General features: G+C 34.2%; 16 protein-coding genes and 1 tRNA gene. 2 read left to right on the plus strand and 15 right to left on the minus strand.

What is annotated here, in order from left to right; translation table 11 throughout:
• Positions 1-45: 45 nt before the first annotated feature.
• The 5 genes from UN64_RS02015 to nagZ all read right to left on the minus strand — a co-directional run bounded on the left by UN64_RS02015 (position 46) and on the right by nagZ (position 6,139).
• The gene (locus UN64_RS02015; protein ID WP_077359427.1) at positions 46-765 is read right to left on the minus strand and encodes a GntR family transcriptional regulator; all 720 of its coding nucleotides are present in this window, start codon (positions 763-765) and stop codon (positions 46-48) included.
• Between the two features lie 9 nt (positions 766-774).
• A complete protein-coding gene (nagB, locus tag UN64_RS02020) occupies positions 775-1,494 on the minus strand; it encodes a glucosamine-6-phosphate deaminase (RefSeq protein WP_077359428.1) in 720 nt (239 codons plus the stop codon).
• Positions 1,491-2,678 (minus strand): N-acetylglucosamine-6-phosphate deacetylase, encoded by a 1,188-nt coding sequence (nagA, locus tag UN64_RS02025; protein ID WP_077359429.1) that lies wholly within the window; start codon positions 2,676-2,678, stop codon positions 1,491-1,493. The genes nagB and nagA overlap by 4 nt, the downstream gene beginning before the upstream one ends.
• Before the next feature lie 119 nt (positions 2,679-2,797).
• Positions 2,798-4,060 (minus strand): exo-beta-N-acetylmuramidase NamZ family protein, encoded by a 1,263-nt coding sequence (locus UN64_RS02030; RefSeq protein WP_077359430.1) that lies wholly within the window; start codon positions 4,058-4,060, stop codon positions 2,798-2,800.
• 18 nt (positions 4,061-4,078) lie between these two features.
• On the minus strand, positions 4,079-6,139 hold the full coding sequence (gene nagZ, locus UN64_RS02035; protein WP_077361083.1) for a beta-N-acetylhexosaminidase: 2,061 nt from the start codon (positions 6,137-6,139) through the stop codon (positions 4,079-4,081).
• A gap of 329 nt (positions 6,140-6,468) precedes the next feature.
• Here nagZ and UN64_RS02040 point away from each other — a divergent pair.
• Positions 6,469-6,544 (plus strand) — tRNA-Ala (locus tag UN64_RS02040).
• A gap of 116 nt (positions 6,545-6,660) precedes the next feature.
• Here UN64_RS02040 and UN64_RS02045 read toward each other — a convergent pair.
• From UN64_RS02045 to UN64_RS02070, 6 genes are all read right to left on the minus strand, one after another.
• The gene (locus tag UN64_RS02045; protein ID WP_077359431.1) at positions 6,661-7,767 is read right to left on the minus strand and encodes a tyrosine-type recombinase/integrase; all 1,107 of its coding nucleotides are present in this window, start codon (positions 7,765-7,767) and stop codon (positions 6,661-6,663) included.
• Positions 7,768-7,898: 131 nt separating this feature from the next.
• A complete protein-coding gene (locus tag UN64_RS02050) occupies positions 7,899-8,087 on the minus strand; it encodes a helix-turn-helix domain-containing protein (RefSeq protein ID WP_077359432.1) in 189 nt (62 codons plus the stop codon).
• Between the two features lie 673 nt (positions 8,088-8,760).
• Entirely contained in the window at positions 8,761-8,946 is a 186-nt protein-coding gene (locus tag UN64_RS02055) for a Sec23/Sec24 zinc finger-containing protein (RefSeq protein WP_077359433.1), read from the minus strand.
• On the minus strand, positions 8,939-9,187 hold the full coding sequence (locus UN64_RS02060) for a hypothetical protein (protein WP_077359434.1): 249 nt from the start codon (positions 9,185-9,187) through the stop codon (positions 8,939-8,941). The genes UN64_RS02055 and UN64_RS02060 overlap by 8 nt, the downstream gene beginning before the upstream one ends.
• A 219-nt stretch (positions 9,188-9,406) precedes the next feature.
• Entirely contained in the window at positions 9,407-9,625 is a 219-nt protein-coding gene (locus tag UN64_RS02065) for a hypothetical protein (RefSeq protein ID WP_077359435.1), read from the minus strand.
• A 167-nt stretch (positions 9,626-9,792) separates the two neighbouring features.
• A complete protein-coding gene (locus UN64_RS02070; protein ID WP_139342999.1) occupies positions 9,793-10,089 on the minus strand; it encodes a hypothetical protein in 297 nt (98 codons plus the stop codon).
• A gap of 78 nt (positions 10,090-10,167) precedes the next feature.
• Between UN64_RS02070 and UN64_RS02075 the strand changes: the two genes are divergently transcribed.
• Positions 10,168-10,812 (plus strand): hypothetical protein, encoded by a 645-nt coding sequence (locus UN64_RS02075; protein WP_077359437.1) that lies wholly within the window; start codon positions 10,168-10,170, stop codon positions 10,810-10,812.
• Between the two features lie 494 nt (positions 10,813-11,306).
• Here UN64_RS02075 and UN64_RS02080 read toward each other — a convergent pair whose 3' ends face one another.
• The 4 genes from UN64_RS02080 to UN64_RS02095 form a co-directional block, all read right to left on the minus strand.
• Positions 11,307-13,862 (minus strand): UvrD-helicase domain-containing protein, encoded by a 2,556-nt coding sequence (locus tag UN64_RS02080; protein WP_077359438.1) that lies wholly within the window; start codon positions 13,860-13,862, stop codon positions 11,307-11,309.
• Between the two features lie 801 nt (positions 13,863-14,663).
• Positions 14,664-17,885, minus strand: a complete 3,222-nt coding sequence (locus UN64_RS02085; RefSeq protein WP_077359439.1) for a DEAD/DEAH box helicase family protein — start codon at positions 17,883-17,885, stop codon at positions 14,664-14,666.
• Positions 17,860-19,239, minus strand: coding sequence for a restriction endonuclease subunit S (locus tag UN64_RS02090; protein ID WP_077359440.1), 1,380 nt, complete (start codon positions 19,237-19,239; stop codon positions 17,860-17,862). The genes UN64_RS02085 and UN64_RS02090 overlap by 26 nt, the downstream gene beginning before the upstream one ends.
• A complete protein-coding gene (locus UN64_RS02095) occupies positions 19,236-21,278 on the minus strand; it encodes an HsdM family class I SAM-dependent methyltransferase (RefSeq protein WP_077359441.1) in 2,043 nt (680 codons plus the stop codon). The genes UN64_RS02090 and UN64_RS02095 overlap by 4 nt, the downstream gene beginning before the upstream one ends.
• Between the last annotated feature and the right edge of the window lie 108 nt (positions 21,279-21,386).

Here is a 21,386-nt window from a genome sequence, read left to right on the forward strand (position 1 = left end):
CTTCCCCCTTCACGTAAACGCTTTCATTTTTTTATATAAAACGCATTAGCGCTTCATATCGATCATAAATTTGTATCGGTCACCACGGTACACTGAATGAACCACTTCAAGCGGTTTCCCAGTAGTTAAATACGTCTGCCTTTGAATCAGCAGCACAGGTGCGCCCTTGGCAATCTCCAGAATCTCACTTTCCGCCTCTCGGGCAATGGAAGCTTCTAAACTTTGAGTTGCATAATCTATATGGAAGCCTGCATTCTCGACCTGTGAATACAAGGAGCCTTCTTTTATATGAATCTCATTTAAATAGATAAGCTGTACAGGCACAAAAGTTGTTTCGATTGCCATCGGAATATCGTTCGCAAGACGAACACGCTTAATCTCGTAAACTTCTTCGTTTTGTGAGATGTCCAGTGCTTTGGCTAGCTTGTGATTTGCTTCAACTTTTTGAAAGGATACTAACTTTGATGCAGGTTTATAACCTCTTGCTTTCATATCTTCTGTAAAACTCGTAAGTCCTAATAATTTTTGCTCAATTTTTTTACCAGAAACGAAAGTGCCTTTACCTTTGCGCCTTGTTAAATATCCGTCATTGACCAGATTGTTGATGGCTTGACGAACAGTCATTCGGCTTACTTCATAATTCTCAGCAAATTCTCTTTCAGAGGAGATCATGCTGCCAGACTCCCATTCTCCTTTATCGATCTTCTGCTTGATCGCCTCTTCTATCTGAAAATAAAGTGGCAGGGGTGATGTTTTATCAATCATAAAAATGGGTCAACTCTCCTTATCTAAAAGCTTTCTAGCACCTTTATCCGCAAGCACTGTAACATTTGTATGGTTTATTAATGCTGTTGCAGGTATTTCTTCATTTAATGATCCTTTAAAAAGCTCTTTTACAGCATTCGCTTTTCTCTCACCGATTGCTAGCAGGAGTATTTCCCTGCTTTCCAGTATTGTTCCAATTCCCATGGTAATCGCTTGTTTAGGCTGTTTACTGTCAACAAAGTATTTAGCATTTGCTTTTAGCGTGGAGTCTGTAAGCTGTACAACATGTGTTCTAGCATCAAAACTGGTACCCGGTTCATTAAAACCGATATGGCCATTTTCTCCAATACCTAACACTTGCAGATCTATTCCACCAAGCTCTTTGATCATTTGTTCATACCTGCTGCATTCTTCTATTAAACTAGCTGCCTCACCATCTGGAATATGAGTTTGGTCATTAGGAATATCAATATGTTGGAATAAGTGCTCCTCCATGTATGTATGGTACGTTGTGGATCCCACGTACTCATCCAGATTAACAGTGTGTATATGCGTATAACTTTGCTTATATTCTTTACTATATTTTGAAAGGTAGCGGTACATGCCTTGTGGTGTTTTACCGGTTGCGAGGCCAAGAACTAATCTTTTAGCAGACTTTACTTTTGTAAATAAAATCTCTGCCGCTATTCTGCTAAGTTCTTCTTCATCTGAAACCGAAATTAGTTTCAAACTTTCTCCTCCTTTCGCCGGTACGCAAGTTCTCCTCGACAAAAAGTCATGAACACATCATAATCATCTGTTAAAACGGTTATATCAGCATCTTTTCCTTTTGACAGGCTTCCCTTTTTGTCGTAAATGTTTAATTCTTTCGCAGCGTTTACACTTGTAATTTTTACTATATCTGCTATGGAACAGTTCGTAAACTTCATCATGTTCTTTACTGCATCATTCATGCTCAAAATACTGCCTGCAAGTGTTCCATCTGCTAAATAAGCTCTTCCGTTTTTCACAGTTACTTGCTGACCGCCTAACGTATAAGTACCTTCACCCAAACCTTTAGCACGCATCGAATCTGTAATGAGAACTGTACGGTCTGGTCCTGTTGAATGGTATGCGAGATTAGTCATTTCCGGGCTTGCATGTACACCATCAACAATCATTTCTACGGATAGTTCCTTTTGAATAAGTGCAGCACCGGCTACACCAGGGTCACGATGATGCATACCTCTCATCCCATTAAATAGATGTGTAACGTGAGAGATGCCGTATTTTATTCCTTCTTTTACTTCTTCAAAAGTGCTATCACTATGACCAATTGAAGCTATTATGCCATTGCTGGATAAATAAGAAGCGAACTCCAGACCTCCCTCCATTTCTGGAGCAAGTGTCACTAACTTGATCTGGTTTCGGGCTTTATCCTGCCACTGTCTAAACCGTTCTACATTTGGCATTTCTATAAACCCTTTTGGCTGAGCACCTGCCCGCTTTGGAGAAATAAATGGCCCTTCCAGGTGAATTCCAGCAATCTCAGCTGATCCTGGTTTTTGTTTTTCTATAAATGATGCAGTTTGAGTTAATGCTTCTTCAATATGAAGAGGATTTTCCGTCATCGTTGTCGCCAAGAATGAAGTAGTTCCTTCAGCAGGCAAGGCTTTTGCCATAATTGATAAAGCTTCCTCTGTTCCATCCATGACATCTGCACCTAACACTCCATGAATATGAAGGTCGATCATACCCGGAACCATAATCGAACCTGAGGGCATCTCATAAGTTTCTGCTTCTTCGTCATCTGTTAATGGATTCAATCCGCCAACGTATTTAATTTTTTCATTTTCAATCAGAAGATATCCTTGCTTAACGAATGAGCCATACTCATCTATATAACCTCCATGCAATAATACTTTTGGCTTCATGTCCACTCCCCTTTATCACTTTATGCCAAGCGTATCATTGTTATGACTAGTTGTCTATACCAGTCAGAAAATTCAAATAAAAAAACTAAGGCCAAGCGTTTAGCCTTAGCTCCCTTTTATTAATAAAGCAAATAGTTCTGTCTGATTTCTTTAAAATCATTTAATTCATCTTGGTAGCGGTTTACGATCTCCTCTACAGAACTTCCAGATTCTATTGCATCCCTTACCCATCCATTTCCGATTAATAAATCAAAGAAAGATTTTCCTGCACTGTCTTCAGCACGGAAAGCAAAATCTTGAGGGTACATGTCATGAATCGTTTTCACTAATGTAATTCCAGTAAGTACAGGCTGGAATAACTTTTCATCAGTTACGTGTATTTCTACTCCATGAGATAGTTTACCTACATGTTTTGAAAATGATGGTATGAAAGATGCGGAACGGAACTTCACTCCTGGAAGTGCTTGTTCGTTTAATGCTTTAGCAAGATCATCCCCATTTATAAAAGGAGCTCCGATCAACTCAAAAGGTTTCGTAGTTCCTCTTCCTTCTGAAACATTCGTTCCTTCAATTAAGGCTGCACCTGGATAAGTGATAGCTGTATCCTTTGTAGGCATATTTGGAGAAGGAAGCACCCATTCGAGTCCGCTGTCCTCATATGTCCAAGATCTCTTCCAGCCTTTCATTTCAACAACTTCCAAATCAGCACCGATTTGGAATTCTTCATTGAATAATTTCGCAAGCTCACCAACCGTCATCCCGTGTCTTAATGGGATGGGGTAAAGACCTACAAACGATGAATATGATGGATCCAATACTGGTCCTTCTACTTGTTCTCCACCAAGCGGATTAGGTCTGTCTAATACAACAAATGGAATATTGTTTTCCTTAGCAGCTTCCATCGCATATGCCATCGTATAGATGTATGTATAGAATCGAGTACCTACATCTTGGATATCAAAAACCAATACATCTATACCTTCAAGCATTTCAGGAGTTGGCTTTTTTGTTTTCCCATATAAGCTATATACAGGAAGTCCTGTTTTGGGATCTGTATAAAACTCAACGTACTGACCCGCCTGGGCACTTCCTCTTACTCCATGTTCGGGACCGTATAACGCCTTTAATTCGATGTCCGGGTGATTGTACAGCACATCAACTATACTGTTCAAATCCCGGTCAACACCTGTTGGATTTGTGATCAAGCCTACATTTTTACCTTCTAAAAGGGATACCTGATTACTCATCAGCATTTCAAGACCAGTCTTAAAGTTTTGCCTATGCTGAAAGCTTTCACCCTTCGTTGCGTTCAAAATTTGTGTACCAGGGAGCATACTTATAACCAGAGCTAAAACTGTTAAAAACAATCCCCATTTTTTCATCTCGACATTCCTCCTCTATTAATAACTTAAACCGTGTCCAAATGGATAAAGTACAGTATCAGCATCTCTATAAATCGTTACTGGAAGTTTTCCTGAAGGGTTGTTTAGACCAAAGATCGTTTCTGCCGAAGCTTTGAAACTTGCATCTCTAAAACCGTACTGAGTGATATAAGAAGTAACTTCAGGAAAAGCCATAATGTCATATGGATTTCTAATTCCTACAGCAACAGTTTTATCAGGCGCAGCCTGAATAACTTGATTTACCATCTGCATTTGAGGAGATGATGGCGAACGGCCAGATACATTGAATGTGTATGTTCCGAGCACTACTAAATCAGCATTTCTTACCTTTGTTAATTGCGCTTCACTTAGAGGCTGTGTGGATTTGATCAATTCAACTGATGAGTGATGAACAGCTAGAGCTTTTTGTAGACTATCACTATATGTGTTCCCTATAACTACAATAGAATCTAAGTTATTTTTATCAGCAGGCAACAAGCCATTGTTTTGCACTAAAGTAATCGATTTGCGGGCAACTTCTAATTCAGTTTCTTTATGAGTGATGTTACCCACCACTTCTTCAGCATGTTCGATCTTTTCTTCCACTGGTGTCTCTGTCACTTGTTTGAAGATTCCGCGCTTCGCTTTTAATGTCAGCAGCCTTTCAACAGACTGATTTAACCTTTCTTCAGTAATTTCACCCTTTTCTACTGCTTCATATAATCCAGAAGCTACTTCCTCTAACCCTACAGGCATTAAGATAATATCTGTACCAGCGTTTACCGCTCGAATTACAGCATCAACTGGACCAAAGTGATCTGCAATTGCTTTCATATTTAATGCATCAGTAGAAATCACACCATCAAATCCCATTTCATTTCTCATTAAGTTTGTTAGGACTTCGTATGACAATGTTGCAGGCAGCGCAATTTCTGTTCCGTCCTTTTTTGAAATAACTGTTGTTGGGTCAATCTTAGGGAAAGTGACATGCGCAGTCATTATTGCATCTATTCCTTCATTCATTGCCTGCTGAAAAGGATAAAGTTCTACTTCTAATAGACGCTCTTTATCATGCGGGACAGAAGGCAGTCCTAAATGTGAATCAGTTGCAGTATCTCCGTGACCTGGAAAGTGCTTAGCAGTTGCAGCCATGCCTGAATTTTGCAATCCTTTTGTATAAGCGGTTCCTAAGTCAGCAACAAGCTGTGGATCTTCACCGAAAGAACGCACTCCGATAACCGGGTTATCAGGATTGTTGTTCACATCTAAGACAGGTGCTAAATTCATATTGATTCCTAGTGAATGGAGCTCTGATCCGATTGCATGTCCGACAGATTCCGCCAGTTCTGTTGATCTTGTTGCACCAAGCGCCATATTTCCTGGGAAATCGGTACCACTCTGCAAACGTGTCACAATTCCTCCTTCTTGGTCGATTGAAAGGAGTAAGCCGTAATCTTCATTTGCCTTTTTATACTCATCAACAAGCCTTACCGTTTGTTCTGTGGTTACAACATTTTCGCGAAACAGGATAACTCCGCCAAGATGGTATTTCTTAACTAGCTCTTTAATCTCTTCATTCATTTCTGTAACAGGCTGGCCATTCCAGTTACGGAAATCTGGCATTAACATCTGGCCGACTTTTTCTTTCACTGACATAGAACGTACAGCATTTGAAATGATGTCATATTCCTGCCCTTTTTGTTTGTCAAAATTTGCTTCACCATGTTTAACATGTATACCGATTCTGTCGTAAGATTTTCCATTCGTGACAAAAATAAATGTTTTTCCGCTTTTGCCGCTTAAGGTAACGACACCATCATCTGAAACGGATGCTACATTTTTATTTAAAGATCCCCATTTAAGATTTTCTTTCACTTCAACATATTTACCATTTTCATAAGCTAATAAAGCTGAAAGGTCAAAGGTTTCTCCCTTGATTTCATCATCTAACTGTGGAATGTTCTGTGCAATGATTAAATGTCCGCTTTTACCTTGTTCGGCAGAAACAGAAGCACTCTTTCCCAATCCGCTGAATAACGGAACGGTCAATACAGCAGCTAAAATTAAAAATCGAATCATTTTAAATGTGTTCAATTTTCTAGCCTCCTCTTTTTTTGGTAGCGCTTTCTTTCTTTGACACTTTTCGGTAGAAAAAAGGAGGTTCCTGTCACATGCTGTTAAAACAGAACTTAAGTCCTTCGTAGTCCTAGGACTAGTTGTCTATACCAATTTAAATTACTGTTTTTTACAGGTAAGAAAGCCTCATGTAAAAGCTTTATCCGATTTGGACAAAGCTTGTTGATATCTTTCTTTATTGTTAGAATGGAGAATATATTTATGCAAAATTAACCAAAAAAGCTTGCGGCTTATTTTCTAAAAATATATAATTCATTTGTTAGGACAGAAATGGGGGCTTAGCTCAGCTGGGAGAGCGTTTGGCTGGCAGCCAAAAGGTCAGCGGTTCGATCCCGCTAGTCTCCACCATACATTAACATCCAAACCCTTTGATATATAAGGGGTTTTTGTTTTTTATAAATTCGAACGAATTCTATATGGTGAGTCAAAATGTCAATTTGGTCACGCTTTGGTCACAAGGCGCTTTATTCGAAGATTTCATCAATTTTCCGAACTGCTTCCTCTTGCATGGTGGGAAGGACATGTGAATACGTATCCAAAGTAACTTTGATATTACTATGTCCTAGTCTTTCTGATATTACTTTAATATTTACTCCTTTTGATAGTAAAAGTGTTGCATGAGTATGTCTTAAATCGTGGAAACGAATTTTAGGTACCTTGGCAAGTTGAATTATTCTATTGAAACTTCTTCTTATGTTAGATGCATTATGTGGAGATCCGTGGTGGGTGCATGCAATTAAATCAAAGTCTTTATAAATTGGACCAAGGGTTTCTTTCTCTTTTTCAATTAGTAACCTATGTTCCTTTAAAGCCTTTATAGTCGACTTGGATAGATCTACGGTTCGCTTACTGGTTTTTGTTTTTGCACCTTGTTTAAAACTTTTACCGTCATGACTTAATGTTTGCTTAATACTTAAGAAACCTTTTTCAAGATCCACGTCTTTCCATCTTAACCCGAGTATTTCACCTTGCCGTAAACCAGTGGCCAATGCTAATTTAAATACAATATAGCAGTAATCTGTTTTGGCAACTTTTAAGAATTGATTTACTTCATCATTGTTCCATACTTTCATTTCCGAATAACTAGTTCTCGGAAGTTTAACTTTTATAGCCACGTTATTGTTAATTAAATTAAAGTCCACAGCATGTTCTAATGAATTTCTTATAATCTCAAAATACTTTTTAATCGTACAACTACTTAAACCTTCATCATACAAATTGTCAATAAAGGATTGAATGTGAATGGATGATAATTTTGATAATGTGATATGGCCAAGTTTTGGTTTTATTCTTTTTCGTAAGCAATTCTCATATACTACGACTGATTGAGCTCCGATACTGTTTTTCTTTGTGTTAAACCATTGCTCTAAATAGTCTTTATATGTCATTTTAGTAGGTTCAATATAAGTACCCTTATTTATTGAATTAATGGCTTCAACCAAAGCTTTCTCAGCTTCTTTTTTAGTTTTAAACCCCCTTTTCTTTTTTTGTTTCCTTGAGCCCTTTTCATCTTTTCCAAGGTCTAATACATAATACCAACTAATTCCGTTCTTCTTTATTGATCCTCTCACTTCAATCTCTCCTAACTTTATAGAAGAGAGTGCTTAAAAAAGCACATCTCATATTTGAGATGTGACATGTATGCCACCTCAAATATATTAAATTAATTCAGAAATCACAAATATTGCAAACCTATTTTTTTCTAATTTCCATAAAGCCAATTAACAAATACTTTCTTTAGAATTTTGATTCTTTTTCCAATCCTAACTGAATGAAACTGTTGGGAGGAGACTAGCTGATAGGCTTGTCTTCTTCCAATTCCTAAAATAATCTGGATATCTTCTACATTTAATACCTCTGGATAAGCTTCTAAATCTTTCACGATTATCATTACTCCTTTCAAAAATTGCAGATATAATACTGGTTAAAATACAAAAAACTCTTTGGTTCTTAGAAATACACACCAAAAATCATGTATTATCCTAAACTCCAAAGAGTTAAAATTTAATAAAATTCCCGCTGGCTAAAAATTAGCCGCCAAAAAATCAAAGGGTGTCCCCAAAAAAGGAGGACATTTAGAAAGACTGCTTTCATATTTTCATTAAAACATATTCAGAAAATTTAATCAATTTTTATATATTTGAACTGAGAAAGAAGTTTTGCTATTTAACTTTAGAGATATTAAATTGAAAAGCCCTAATCCTCCTATTTCTACCTAGGCATTAAGCTTTTGTTAAACTTTCCGTAATAATAACAGAAAGTGGGACTACCAGCATTAATTGAACAGTAAATTTGTAATGCGCAGCAAAGCAAGCCAGTAAAATCTTACAAAATAATCTAAAACAATTTCCACGGTTATTGCAGACTAGGGGACTGTTGCAGTCCTTATTTGTATTGCATTAAAAACATCTATTTATAATACAATTTCCCTTAACAGCATGCTTTAGTTTTCTATTATCACACGAAAGTAACAACAACTTCTCGACCGAAGTTTACTGAACATTCCGCAAGTTCTTAGGCAATTAGTCAAATTCATGAACTTATGGCAATCAATGTTGCTATAATCACCAATTATTCTTATTTCTGTAATCTTCTTCGGATTCATACACATTAGATGCAGAAATGCTATTTTTATGACCACAATCTGTACATTTCCAAATATACTTATGATCATCAAACCCTGACTGACCATTTAAATATGCATTGCAACGATCACAATGCCAATCAACATTAGAAAATCTTTCACCCATAGTTTTTTCCTCCTCTATTTTCTTTCTGTTTGTTTTGGAATTCAATATATCGTTTAAGTGTGAGGCGATAATGAGAGTCTTCTGGATACTCCCTATCAACAGATGCTATCAAAGAAGGAGTAAGTTCCTTTTCTCCATTATATAAACCTTTGTTAAGGATCACGTTCAACCGACTAATATAATCTTTTACACTTTTGTCTCCCAAATGATAATTCTTTCTAAGAAAATCTCCAAATTCCATACCATATCCCTCCCTCACTACTATTTTCTAATATATTTATTCCCTAATATCTGTTTCTTTTCCTTTTCAAAAGGAGCTGGAAAATCATTTATAAATGAAGAACTTTAAAGCGCAGTATGTGTCAAATAAGAAATACGACCACTCTAAAAGTGATCGTCTCTTGATGTCCAAACTATTACCAGTATATTTGCACTCAAAGCTAAGGTGTCAATGATGTTTTTATGCTGCGTGTTTTGTTACTTCCTTTAATACTTTAGTTGCTATTTCCTTTGTTGCTTCTGGATTTCTAGTCATTATGAATGTAATTCCTCCAGCAAGTCCTGCTAAAGTTACACCTGCAAACACCGAAACAATAATTGCGGGCTTACCACCAAATCTAACCGTTTTGTTATCATGGTTATATTCGGCATAATCTTTTTCATTTTTGTTATTTTCCATTTTATTCATCACCCTTAACTATTTGATTTAGTATTTCTTGCAATTTGCTTGTATCCAGAATTGCTTTAATTATCGCTCCAACAATGGGGATGATTGTTATAGTTGTAAATAGAGCTATGATTGCAACTGGATTATTTCTTTTTCAATTTATTGACTATTTTTTCATCTCACGATAAAACTGACCATGTGCGTCTACAGAACCCTCCCTCTCCATTATCTTTTTGCCTCACTTGACCACCAACTTGCCTACCCAGTTCCGTTAAGGACCAATTGCCTTCTTCGCCATCGAGGAAGTCCTTGTCTTTCACAAGCAAATATACTTCTTTAACTGTCATTCCCAGTTTTTCTCCAATCATTCTGGCAGACATCCTCATAAAGTATTTACCTCCTTTTTTCTCTTTTATGTTAATACGTTCCTTTGCAAAAAAAAGTTTCTTTTCTCGTTTTCCCACTGTTTCTTTCATAATAATAGCTTGTAGTCATAGGTTGCGCAAGACTTACGCAAGGTATATAATTCATCTCAAATGGAGGTCTCGTATAACATGAATGACTTATTAAAAGAAAAGGCAATGTCCTGGAAAGTTAGATTGAAAAAGTGTATGGATACAGGCAGATATACTCAAGCATCCTTTGCTGAAGCCTTAAACAATAAATATGGAACTAGTTATGGCCAAAAAGATGTTAGCAGATGGATGAATACAGGAGCCAAAATTAAAAATGGAGAAGTCGGCTTTCCAAAATACGATACTATGATTCTAATTTCAGATTTCTTTAGTGTAGATGTTGGCTATCTCACCGGTGAAACTGATGAGATTTCATTTTCAGTAGAGAAGGCGTGTTCTTATATGGGCTTGAATGGCGGAGCGATAAAAGCCATAAGAGAAATCACACAACCCGAAAATGATGCTACCTACATGAGGAAAGATATGAGAGAGTCATTTAACAAGTTTTTTTCAGCAGAGGGCTTCCATAATTTTTTTGAAAGGCTACATGATCTTCAACTTACATCTATATTACCAAATCAAGAGAATCGCGTCTTTGACAACCTTGATAGTGCTATTGACTACATCCGTGGTTTAGAGTACAAAGGGAAAATTGCACGATATGAATTGAACGAAGCTCTAGTACTACTAGTTAATGAATTATACCCTAACCCGCCACAACTAGATTTGAACGTAAAAGATTGAATAATATAACTTATATTAGATTATTCAAAGGTTTCCACCACAACAAAATACCAAGATAGCGGCTTTGGATGAACTATGGTGGCATTTAATGAATCATATTGAACGTTGCCTTTTGTGGAATAAGGGCATAAACCCTTTATGGTTCTATGCCCCTTTATAGATTAGCTTATTTAACTTCTACCCGTTTGTTTAAATGAATTCTTCACAAAATCCTCTAAAAACAGAGGTTGTTTATTGCGCAGTTTAAGTCTACTACGGAATACTACCCTAAAAATCAGTCCCGTTTGCACAAGGTTGGCTTGTTTAATAATAGTTTTCACATTCTTTATACACTAAACTATAGAGTTCTTCCTCCTATTACCAGGTGGCGAACGTTTTGTCATTTTTCGGTATACTTCATGTCATTTAGGGTAAATACAATTTCAAAACTGGTACAATTCCAATGGCTGTAATCAGCACTAAGACTATACCAGTTGTGATTCAGATTTATAACATTATTTGATAAGTTGTTTTATGTCATTTATTTGTATAATTTTATTACAATAACCACTTGCATAGTTACTACATCCGTAAAATTCTCCCCTTGGTCCTTTTCGTAAAATCATATAACTTTTACAACTTGGGCATTCTATTTGGTTATTAATTACTCTTATATCCTTTAAGGTATAATCACACAATGGATAATTACTACATCCTAAAAATTCCTGTTTCGTACTATTATTTGCTCTTATTAATAAGAATCCTTGAACACAGCGCGGACATCTCGGATTATTAGATATACTTGTATTACCATTAATTATTTCGTACTCCAATCCTTGTCTTTCTATTAATTCTGTTACAAATATTGATTTACTGTATTCTGGAGCTAAAATATAAGTAACATTTTTTGTACGCGTTAAAGCCACATAAAATAATCTTCTTTCTTCCGCAAAATGCAATTCATCTTGCTTGGTTAACACTAAAGAAAGGATAGGATCATCTGACATTCTATTTGGAAATCCAATTAAATCATTAGTCGCATTTATGATAATTACATTATCTGCTTCTAATCCTTTTGACCTGTGAACAGTTAAGAAAAATATTTTTAACTTTGGATATTTTTTATAAATAACGGTTGTAGTTTTCTTATTATGATTTTTCTTAAGTGTAAAACCTTGTCCTTTATATTCTTCTTTTCCAATAAAATCAACGTCAAAGTTATTTCTTCCCAGCAACATTATTTCAGCATTGTCACCAAATTTATTGAAGATTTGTTCTATACAATACTTTAAAGAGTTAAAGATTTGATCTTTACCTGAATGACCTAAAATTCTAACCGGTTTATTATTAGATTTTTTAGATACTAAATTCTTTTTTATTTGTTTTTCATTAACCATTACAAAGTTACCTGCAATATTAATTAATTCTTGTGAATTTCTATATGTTTTTTCTATCTTCATTAACTCACTATACCCAAAAAAGTTTTCAAAATCAGTGAACAAAGCTAAGTCAGAACCCGCAAAACGATATATTGATTGCCAGTCATCACCCACGCACATTACTTTAGCATTGGTAACCCTTCTAATTTCTTCAACTAATTTAAATCTGCTAACTGAAATATCTTGGTATTCGTCAATGATAATATATTTATATGTAAACTTAATTTCATCTGATTCAATAATTGATCTTGAAATGTTGATCATATCATTAAAATCGATAAGATTATTTTGCTCAAGTTTATCTTGATAAAATTGATAAATTGGCCGTATGATTTCTAGAAATAACTTTGTTCTATTATAAAAGAAAGTATTTTCTTTATCTAAAGTTCGAATGAAATAATCTAGCTTATCAACTTTATAACCATTTGATTTAAAAAGGTTAATAAATGAAGTCACAAATTTTATGAATTCATTAAAGTGATTTGATTTTTCAGTATCATATATTTTATTAAAAATATTAACAATATCAATTTCCTTAAATTTAACACCTTGATTAAGTAACTTATATCTAAGTGACTCTAACAATATTCCTTCTTTAGTATAATAAGAATATGTTTCGATCAAATTAGTTTGATTAGCAGCGTGTAAATTTCTTTTCCACTGCATACCATCTAAATACTTACGTTCCTCAACTTCATTCAACCAAGGTGTTCGGTTATTCTTGTTAATACCGAAATGTTCTAAATATAAATCATATTCTGGTAGATAAAAGTCAGGTTTATACTGCCTATATTTTTCATTAGCTGTTGTAAACTGATATTCTTTTTCATATATGTATTCAATACCATTTAAGAATAAGAAGTTAGCAATCATTACTTCCTCTAAACTTTTTACTTTTTCTCCTTTAATTGTTGTTCTATTCTTTTTGAGTAATTCAGTGTTTTCATCAATATATTTACGCTCTTCAAACCTACTTTTTAAAGTTTCAAAATTTAAATGTTTATGATGATCATAATATTCTCCTAAATTTACAAAATCCCCTAAATCCCTAGGAATGTTTAAATAGTAACCAAAGAATTCAATTATTCGCTTAAGTTGTTCGTGATCATCATAAAATTTCAAATCAAAGTATTCTTTAATTATCTTATCAGGGTTATCCTCAACATCAGGCATATTCTTTGTGTGTGAGCCGATGATTCTCATTCCAATACTGTGAAACGTTCTAACTTCTACGTCGAGTTCGAGACGTTCTTTGATCCGTTCTTGCATTTCATCTGCTGCTTTACGAGTGAAAGAAATAAGTAAGATATCTTCTGGATTAACCCCTTTTTTCTCTATTAAATATTTTACTTTTCCAGATATGGTTAACGTTTTTCCTGATCCAGCTCCTGCAACGATTAAATTCGCATCTTCATCAACTACAATTGCTTTTCTTTGTTGATTATCTAACGCTTTACCATCTATGTCATCAAAGAAAGCACTCATCTCTGACATTTCTCTTCTTACAAAATCTTCGTTCCATGCTTTGACTAATTCATTTAATGAAGTGAAAGAAAGTAAAAAATCTTGAACTTGTGTGTTATCCGCATCTTTTTCTTTGAAGAAAGTATGTATAAACTGATACTCTTCCATAACCTTCTCTTTTTGAGAATTGGCTATATAATTTTTTTTAAATTGTATTAATTTTTGATTGTATAATTCGATACCACTGTAATATGGTTTTAGCTTTTCGTTCGTATTTTCTATGGTTTTTTCTAATTTTTCTATAAGTGAAATGTACCTTTCACTCAGCTGATTATAAATAATTTCTAAATCTACTAATCTTTTCGGTTTCTTTCCATTTGGGATTCTTAATACTTTTTGTTCAATCTCTTTATCAAATGAGAATAAATTTTTATTATTAGCAAAAGTTATAACATCTTTATGATCTATCTTATATTTTTGGAGATATTCATCTGAGATTAAATTATATGATTTGCTAAATTTGAAAATTTCTGATTCTATTGCTGAGATTTCATTTTTTTAGTAAAGTTAACTTTCTTTTGAACGAAGGATAATATTTATTTAAACTTAATTTTAAGAATATAACCTTTATACGATTTATTAGACTCATTTTTATCTCTCCCAAACATAAAACACATTGTGTAAATTTATGGTATACAACTAATCATATATAAGGAAAAGTTAGATATCAATAAGACCATTCAATATTAGTTAAATAACACTTTAAGTTACCAATAACGAGCGATTGTGAATTATAGTTTTTGGAATGAGTTTTGGTGGAATTTTTTGATAAAAATGTTAATAAAAAAATGACTATAATTCCTTAACTAATAAACGGTGGTTTTTGATAAGCCAATTAAGATTTTTAACTGTTAATAGGAAAAGAAAAAGCATCCTCTTAATTAGAAGATGCTGTAAACAATTCATTCCTTAAACTTTAACTTTAAGGTACTCTTCAAAATCATCACATAATTTGTTAACTAAATCATCCATCTCTTTGAAGAAATAATCTCCCACTTTGCGACGGTTGAGTGCTTTGTACCTTCGATATATCTTGGCGAAATCATCATAAATTTCAACTTCTGAGATGTGTGATTTCATCTTTACTATTAATCGTTTTCCTTCATTAGAGTTTTCAATATACTCGAAAAAGTCTTTGATTTTAGATAAGAACTCTTGGATTAGTACCCCGGTTTTAGCTTCTTGTTCATTTCGAGCCTCTATAATATCGAGTATATTAAACTGATGGCTACTCTTTCCCGTATTCCCTTTTGCTACTTGATTAGGTTTCTTTTTCTTTTCTTTTGTTTCTTCGGTTCCCACTTCGATAATACCAATCTGGTTATCAAAATAAACTTCAATTGGGTCTTTTACATCCGTATTGCGATGCATTGTATTGTAAATCACATTGAACTTGCGCCAGAAGAATAGAAAATTTGGTTCACTGTATTTCGCTTCAAGATCTATTACATATTCAATCCGATTTAAAATTGTGAAGTACTGTGTAATCCAGGCTTTTGCATCTGCAGACCGTTTAGGATTAGCCTCTATATACTTTTTTAAGCTACTCTCATAATCAAGATAGCTTTCAGGGTTGTCCCTTTTCATAACGTCTTTATAAATGGCTGTAAATACCGAGAAGAATTTATTAAATACATCAGATTTTTTTAGCTCTATCAAAAGAATATCTAATATCTTTTTATCACTAAATGGATCAAAGTCACTGACCACAACATCAGAAAAGTGTTCAAAAGCATCTTTAATATTTTGCACATTAACATTGTTATAGGAAAAATCAACGATTTTACAATCGTTTTTATACTTAGCTGTTCGATTTACTCGAGAGATTGTCTGAATTGCACTAATCCCACTAATTTCTTTATCTAAAAATAGAGTATGCAGCTTCTTTTCATCAAAACCAGTTTGCAATTTTGCTACGACAATCATCAGACCGTTTTTCTTCAGAGCAAAACTCTCCAATACCTTCTCTTCACTTAAACCATCATTAAGACCGGCAGCGCTTTGCTCCTCTTGGTTGCTAGAATACACTACATGGATTGGTGCGTCTTTGTATTTTTCATATTTAGCTTCTTTAATTAAAGCATTGAAGTGTTTAGTCACTGCTTGCTTGTAAGCAATTGCAGCTTTAATAGAGTGTACAGCTAACATCGCTTTACCCGTGCCACGTATTTGACGATAAACATCCTTCACTAATAAATCAGCGATATACTTAGCAATAGCATCAATCCGTTCACGGTTCTCATAAATTTGTTTTTTTTGTGCATCTTTATATTCTCGTTCAGTAAAGCCTTCTAACGGATTGCTTGGCAGATCAAATAGCATTTTAGATGCAATCGGTACGATATTTTTTAATGGATTAAGAATAAAACCGTCTTCAATCGCTTCTTTCATTGTGTATGAATCAAATGGTCGCCATAACTTTTCACTTTCTGCATAACCACTGAATTCACCAAAGCGCGCAAGTGTATGATCATCAGGTGTGGCTGTAAAACCGATGATTAAATTCTTCTTTTTACGAGATTGAGTATATTGTGTGCTTTTATCAAAGGGCAATTGCAATTCATCAAAGATACTTACCATTGAGTCATGTTGATCACCACTATTGGAGCGATGAATTTCATCAATTAAAAATACAATGCGCATTTTACTTAGTTTTTGCATTACCTCAGCATCGAACATATCACGAACAGAGCCAAATTTTTGCAAATTCACAATAACGAGACGTGTATCTGAAGCAAGTGCATCTTGAAAGGCCTTTTTGTTCCTAACTTCAACATACATTCGGTTGTCGATATTCATGTTAAGCATCTTGGAATCTATCTGTCCGCGTAGTTGAAGGCGATCCACCACAATCATGACTTTGTCATATACATACTCACCGTTACGTCGCAGGTCTTTTAATTGTAGGGCAGACCATCCTATAATATTAGATTTACCAAATCCTGCAGCGTATTGCATAAGTAGAGAGTATATATTTTTATTATTGGAATAAGCCTTACGTTTTTCTAGGAGTTCTTTTTTCTTTGCTTCAGAGACACCAGATAACTGTCTTTCTAACAATTTTTCAAAATAGTCATCTTCTTGCTCGTGAGCTAAAAATTCGTCTATTTTAGCCATGATTTTGTCTGTTCCAAATTTTTGCTTTGGTCTTGGTGAAATTAAATAACCTTGTTCATTTTTTAATTCTTTATTACCTTTTTTAGAAGTATAAATATCACGCTCTATAAAGTTATAATACAATATTTCTTTTTCTATAAAAGTCTTACCGTAGAGAGCTGTAAACAATTCTTTTAATTTTTCTTTCTTATCAGCATTCGGTTTCAATAATGGGTATGACTTAATTGCGTTATTGGCTTTCTTCTCTATCTCTTCACGATCATATTTTCCTTCCCGACAAGTAGTAAGGATGTCATCAAAATAATCTACAATATTTCGAATTACATAGGTCTCTCCTATATCTGTTGTAGTAATATGAATGGCTTTCTCAAATATTTTTAAAAAGTCTTTACGATATACTTCTTTCTCTTTCTCGCTTAGCATCTCATCAGTATCAAAATCTTGATGGTATATTTTAATCGCTTCAAAATAATCTTTAATTACTTTGCTGCGGCCATTTTTTCTAGCGGTTTGATTGGTATAATTAGACTTTAATTCGCTGTAACCTAAGTAAATTCCGTTTACAAACATCGCCATATCTGGTCGGAAAGAAAATATGCGTTTGCCTTTATAATCAAATTTATATGGCAATTCTTGAACTACAGAGAAAATGTTTTCATCAAACAGGCTATTATTGTGAATTACACTGTCCCCTGTGTAAAACAAATATAGCTGAACTCCACGTAATGTAATAGATTTATTGCTATTAATAAATAGTGCCATATTACGGCTGCTACTAGTTCGTTCTTTTATTACATCTATTAAATCATTTAGTAATTCTTTCTCGTCACCATTGTATTTTTTTAGTAAGACTTCATAAGGTTTTTTATTTAGCTCGGTTTCGGATATAAACGCCTGCAGATCTTCTTCAATAATAAGGGAATTGGTTACCGTATTTGCCTTAACCTCACGGTAACCAAGAGTATCTCTAAAAAAAGGCAACAAAAATTTATCTTGAAAGTGCAGTTCGTTCATTTTTTACTCCTTCCTCAGCAACCTTAATCTTTCCAGTTACAACATCGTTAATTATATTTTTTCGCAGTTCCTTAAGTTTGCTGATTTGGCTATGAATAGTTTTGACAATAAGATTTATTTGTGCTGTTTTAATATCAAGATAATCTGAGATGGCTTTTTGTTCAGAGTAAGGTGGAATTATTAAAATTAAGTCGTTTAACTTCTCAATTTTTAAATTTATACGTGTAAACCCTTTGCCTTCAACAGAAATTCTATTTCGATATTTTTGGGACGTGAGTAAATAGTTTATAAAATTAGGATCTATACCTTTTTTAGTAATGCGAAAACCCCTGCAAAAACTATTAAGATAGGTGTTAGGAAGTTCCTCTTTTAAAAGCGCGGATTTTCCTATGTCGTTATGATTTTCAGAACTCATGAGAAAAAACAAATCATTCTTACTAACCTTATTTTGCTTTTCATTAGGATAGATAACTACTTTTTTCATATCATTAGTTGAGATAAACTGGTTATTAGCGATATTTACAAAAGGAATAAAATTAGAGCTGTATTTATGCTCATCTGTAAAATCCTCACCTTTTTTACCTGATAAACCACTATATAGAAACCCTAATTCCTTCAAGCGCTTTATCTTCCAATGATTAGGAATATCACCAATCCAATCGATCCCGCAATCTTTAAATATCGCATTTTTGTCAAAACCTTGCATGACTGTTTCGTCAATCAGAGACAGTTTGAGTTTGTTATAATGTTTAGCCTTTTGTGTGAGTAAGTCTATTTTACGATCAATCTGTATTAATTGAACATCGAGATAATCGGCAATAGCCTTTTGTTCTGTATAAGGAGGAATTAAGCAGAACAAATCCCCAATAACTGAAGAATTTGTTGCAGGATAACTAACTCCTTTCGATTGAGCGCAAATCTCATTAACAAAAATGTCAGATGTTATAAAATAGGAATAATATTTGTTAAAAACCCCTTTGTTAGGTGAAATAACAGCAAAACCGGTTGAGCATATTAAATCAGAAACATCTTCATCAATTGAGGTAATTGCTTTTAAATAGGTACGAACAGTGGAAATTATAATATCTCCCTTTTTTACAATTCGTTTTGCTCGTGATGGGGCTTCTTTAAAATTCATACGTTCAGTAGTAAATCCTTTTTCACCATATGCAACACTGCCTATATCTATATAATTAAACTCGTAAGAAGCAGGTGTCTTCTCTGAAAGCGATCTTTTATTAATTTCAGATATTTCTTTAAGTCGTTTTACCTCCCAATTGGAAGGCACTTTTCCAATCCACTCTATCTCACTATCTTTGTAATTCACATACTTTGTTAATTTGGGATTTTTCATAACAATAACCCCGATTCCAACGATTTTAACTCACTTTCAATCTCATCGATCTCAGTCAGAATATCAACCACTTCTCGTAATTTCTCCGGCTTGTAAAATATCTTGTTAAAGTTCAGTTCTACTCCAACTATGTTTTCTAAATATACAAAAGGTTTAGTGATATACTTCTCCATAAATGTTTGAATAGCTGCTAGGTTGGCAGATTCGTTCTTATGAAAAGGAATAATTTCGTAATCTTTTTGGTAATCAGGAGTAAGTTCTACACTAATTTCAATTCGTTCGGACTGGGTTTTGTTCGGTTTTTTAAGAGAAGCTTTCACCACTATCTTTCCGCATCCTAGCAACTCAGTTTCACCATCCACTTCTTTTATTAAAGTTTCTTGTTCTACGTCAAACCAATATTTAGCCGTAGAAGTTGTGATCACTAGTGGATGCTCTTTATAATTTATGGAACTAATAAAAGGTTTAATGTCGTTTTCAAAGGCATCGGATAATGATTCATATTTATCATGATCAAAGGATGTAATCAAAAACTCTTCAAGTTCTCGTTCGCCGTTATTTAATTTTATTGGAGTGAGTTTTTCACTCGTTTTTCCTTTTTTAAGTTTTGACTCGAAGGTGTTTCCATGTTCATCTATGTTAGTGAGCATAATTGCTTGTTTGTTGAAGTAGAATTGCTCTTTGTCGAATACTCTAGCATAATCTGTATCTTTATATTGCTTAAGTGTTTCAACTATTTCTAAACGACTTGTTTCATCTACTTCTTTACGTTTGGATCCTTTGCTTTTTTTCAAGGCTTTAAATTTTTCACTAGCATTAATCAGCATTACTTTATCTTTTCGCTGAAGGTGTTTGTTTTTATTGAGTATCCATAAATAGGTGTAAATTCCTGTATTGAAAAATTCATCAGTTGGTAATTGAATAACAGCTTCTACAATATCGTTATCCAACATCCATTTACGGATATTACTTTCTGCCGAACCGGCATCACCACTAAATAATGTTGAGCCATTATGAACTACTACTCCTATACCGTTTGCATCGAGTTTAGAAATAAGATGCTGCATAAATAATAATTGTCCATCAGAGACAGATGGAAGAAATTTAAATCGTTCTGTTTTATCATTGACAATGTCTTTTTGGTAGCCTTTCCAGCTCACCCCATAAGGTGGATTGGCAATAACCACGTCAAATTCATCGTTATAGAATTTATCATCTACCAATGTATTACCATGTTCAATTTTTGAGTCTGGTCGAAAACGACTTTCAATTTTTGCAAGTGCATATAATGCATCGTTCCAGTCTTGACCATAAGTTTGAGTCAAGCGTTCAAACTTTTCGTTTATGCGGTCTTCAACTCCAAATAACATGTTACCTCCGCCACATGTGCAGTCGTAAATTTTGAGAAGTTGGTCAGACTCTTCGAGTTTAGATGCTATGATTTCTGCAATTAGTGCAATTACATCGTCAGGTGTGTATTGTTCCCCAGCAGTTTCTGCTGAAATATCTGCCCACTTTCGTTTAATATGCTCCTCAAGCGTAGTGATTTCGGAGTTGTTAAAGGGCTTAAGATCAATTTCTGACCAAAGTTTTGTATAACCTAGTAGCACTTTTTTAGCCTTTAATTTGCTGATGACTCCTTTAATATCAAGAAATTTCTCGCCTTCACTCGTTTCGACACCAAGCAAGTCTTTGGTTTCACCGTCAAATCCATTGAGGTAAGCCGTGAAATCTATATCAAATGATTTATCATTTTTGCAGATATCAGCAAGGGTTCTATTATGCTCAAAGATATATACGTTATAGCCTTGGCCATAATCTTTAATCATTTCATATAAGTCATCTTTATCCATTTCAGCAAGAGCTTCTTCACCAATTTCAGCTTTTAAACTTTCAAACATTCTTACTAATCGGCTTTCAATCATAGTAAGGGCAAAGAATGGCATCATATAAGACGGCCACTCAGATTCTTTAATACCACTACCTCGAAGTAAATCTGCTGTTGACCAAATCTTTGATTCATATTGAAGTATATTCATATACAAAATCCTCTCAATTCTTGTTTTATTATTTTTGATATTGCTTGTTAGACATAGTTTTTATTGATTGCCTTAGAAGGTTTTTAGTATTGTCGGTTATCCTGGACC

Source organism: Fictibacillus arsenicus (genome assembly GCF_001999465.1).
Taxonomy (GTDB): domain Bacteria; phylum Bacillota; class Bacilli; order Bacillales; family Fictibacillaceae; genus Fictibacillus; species Fictibacillus arsenicus.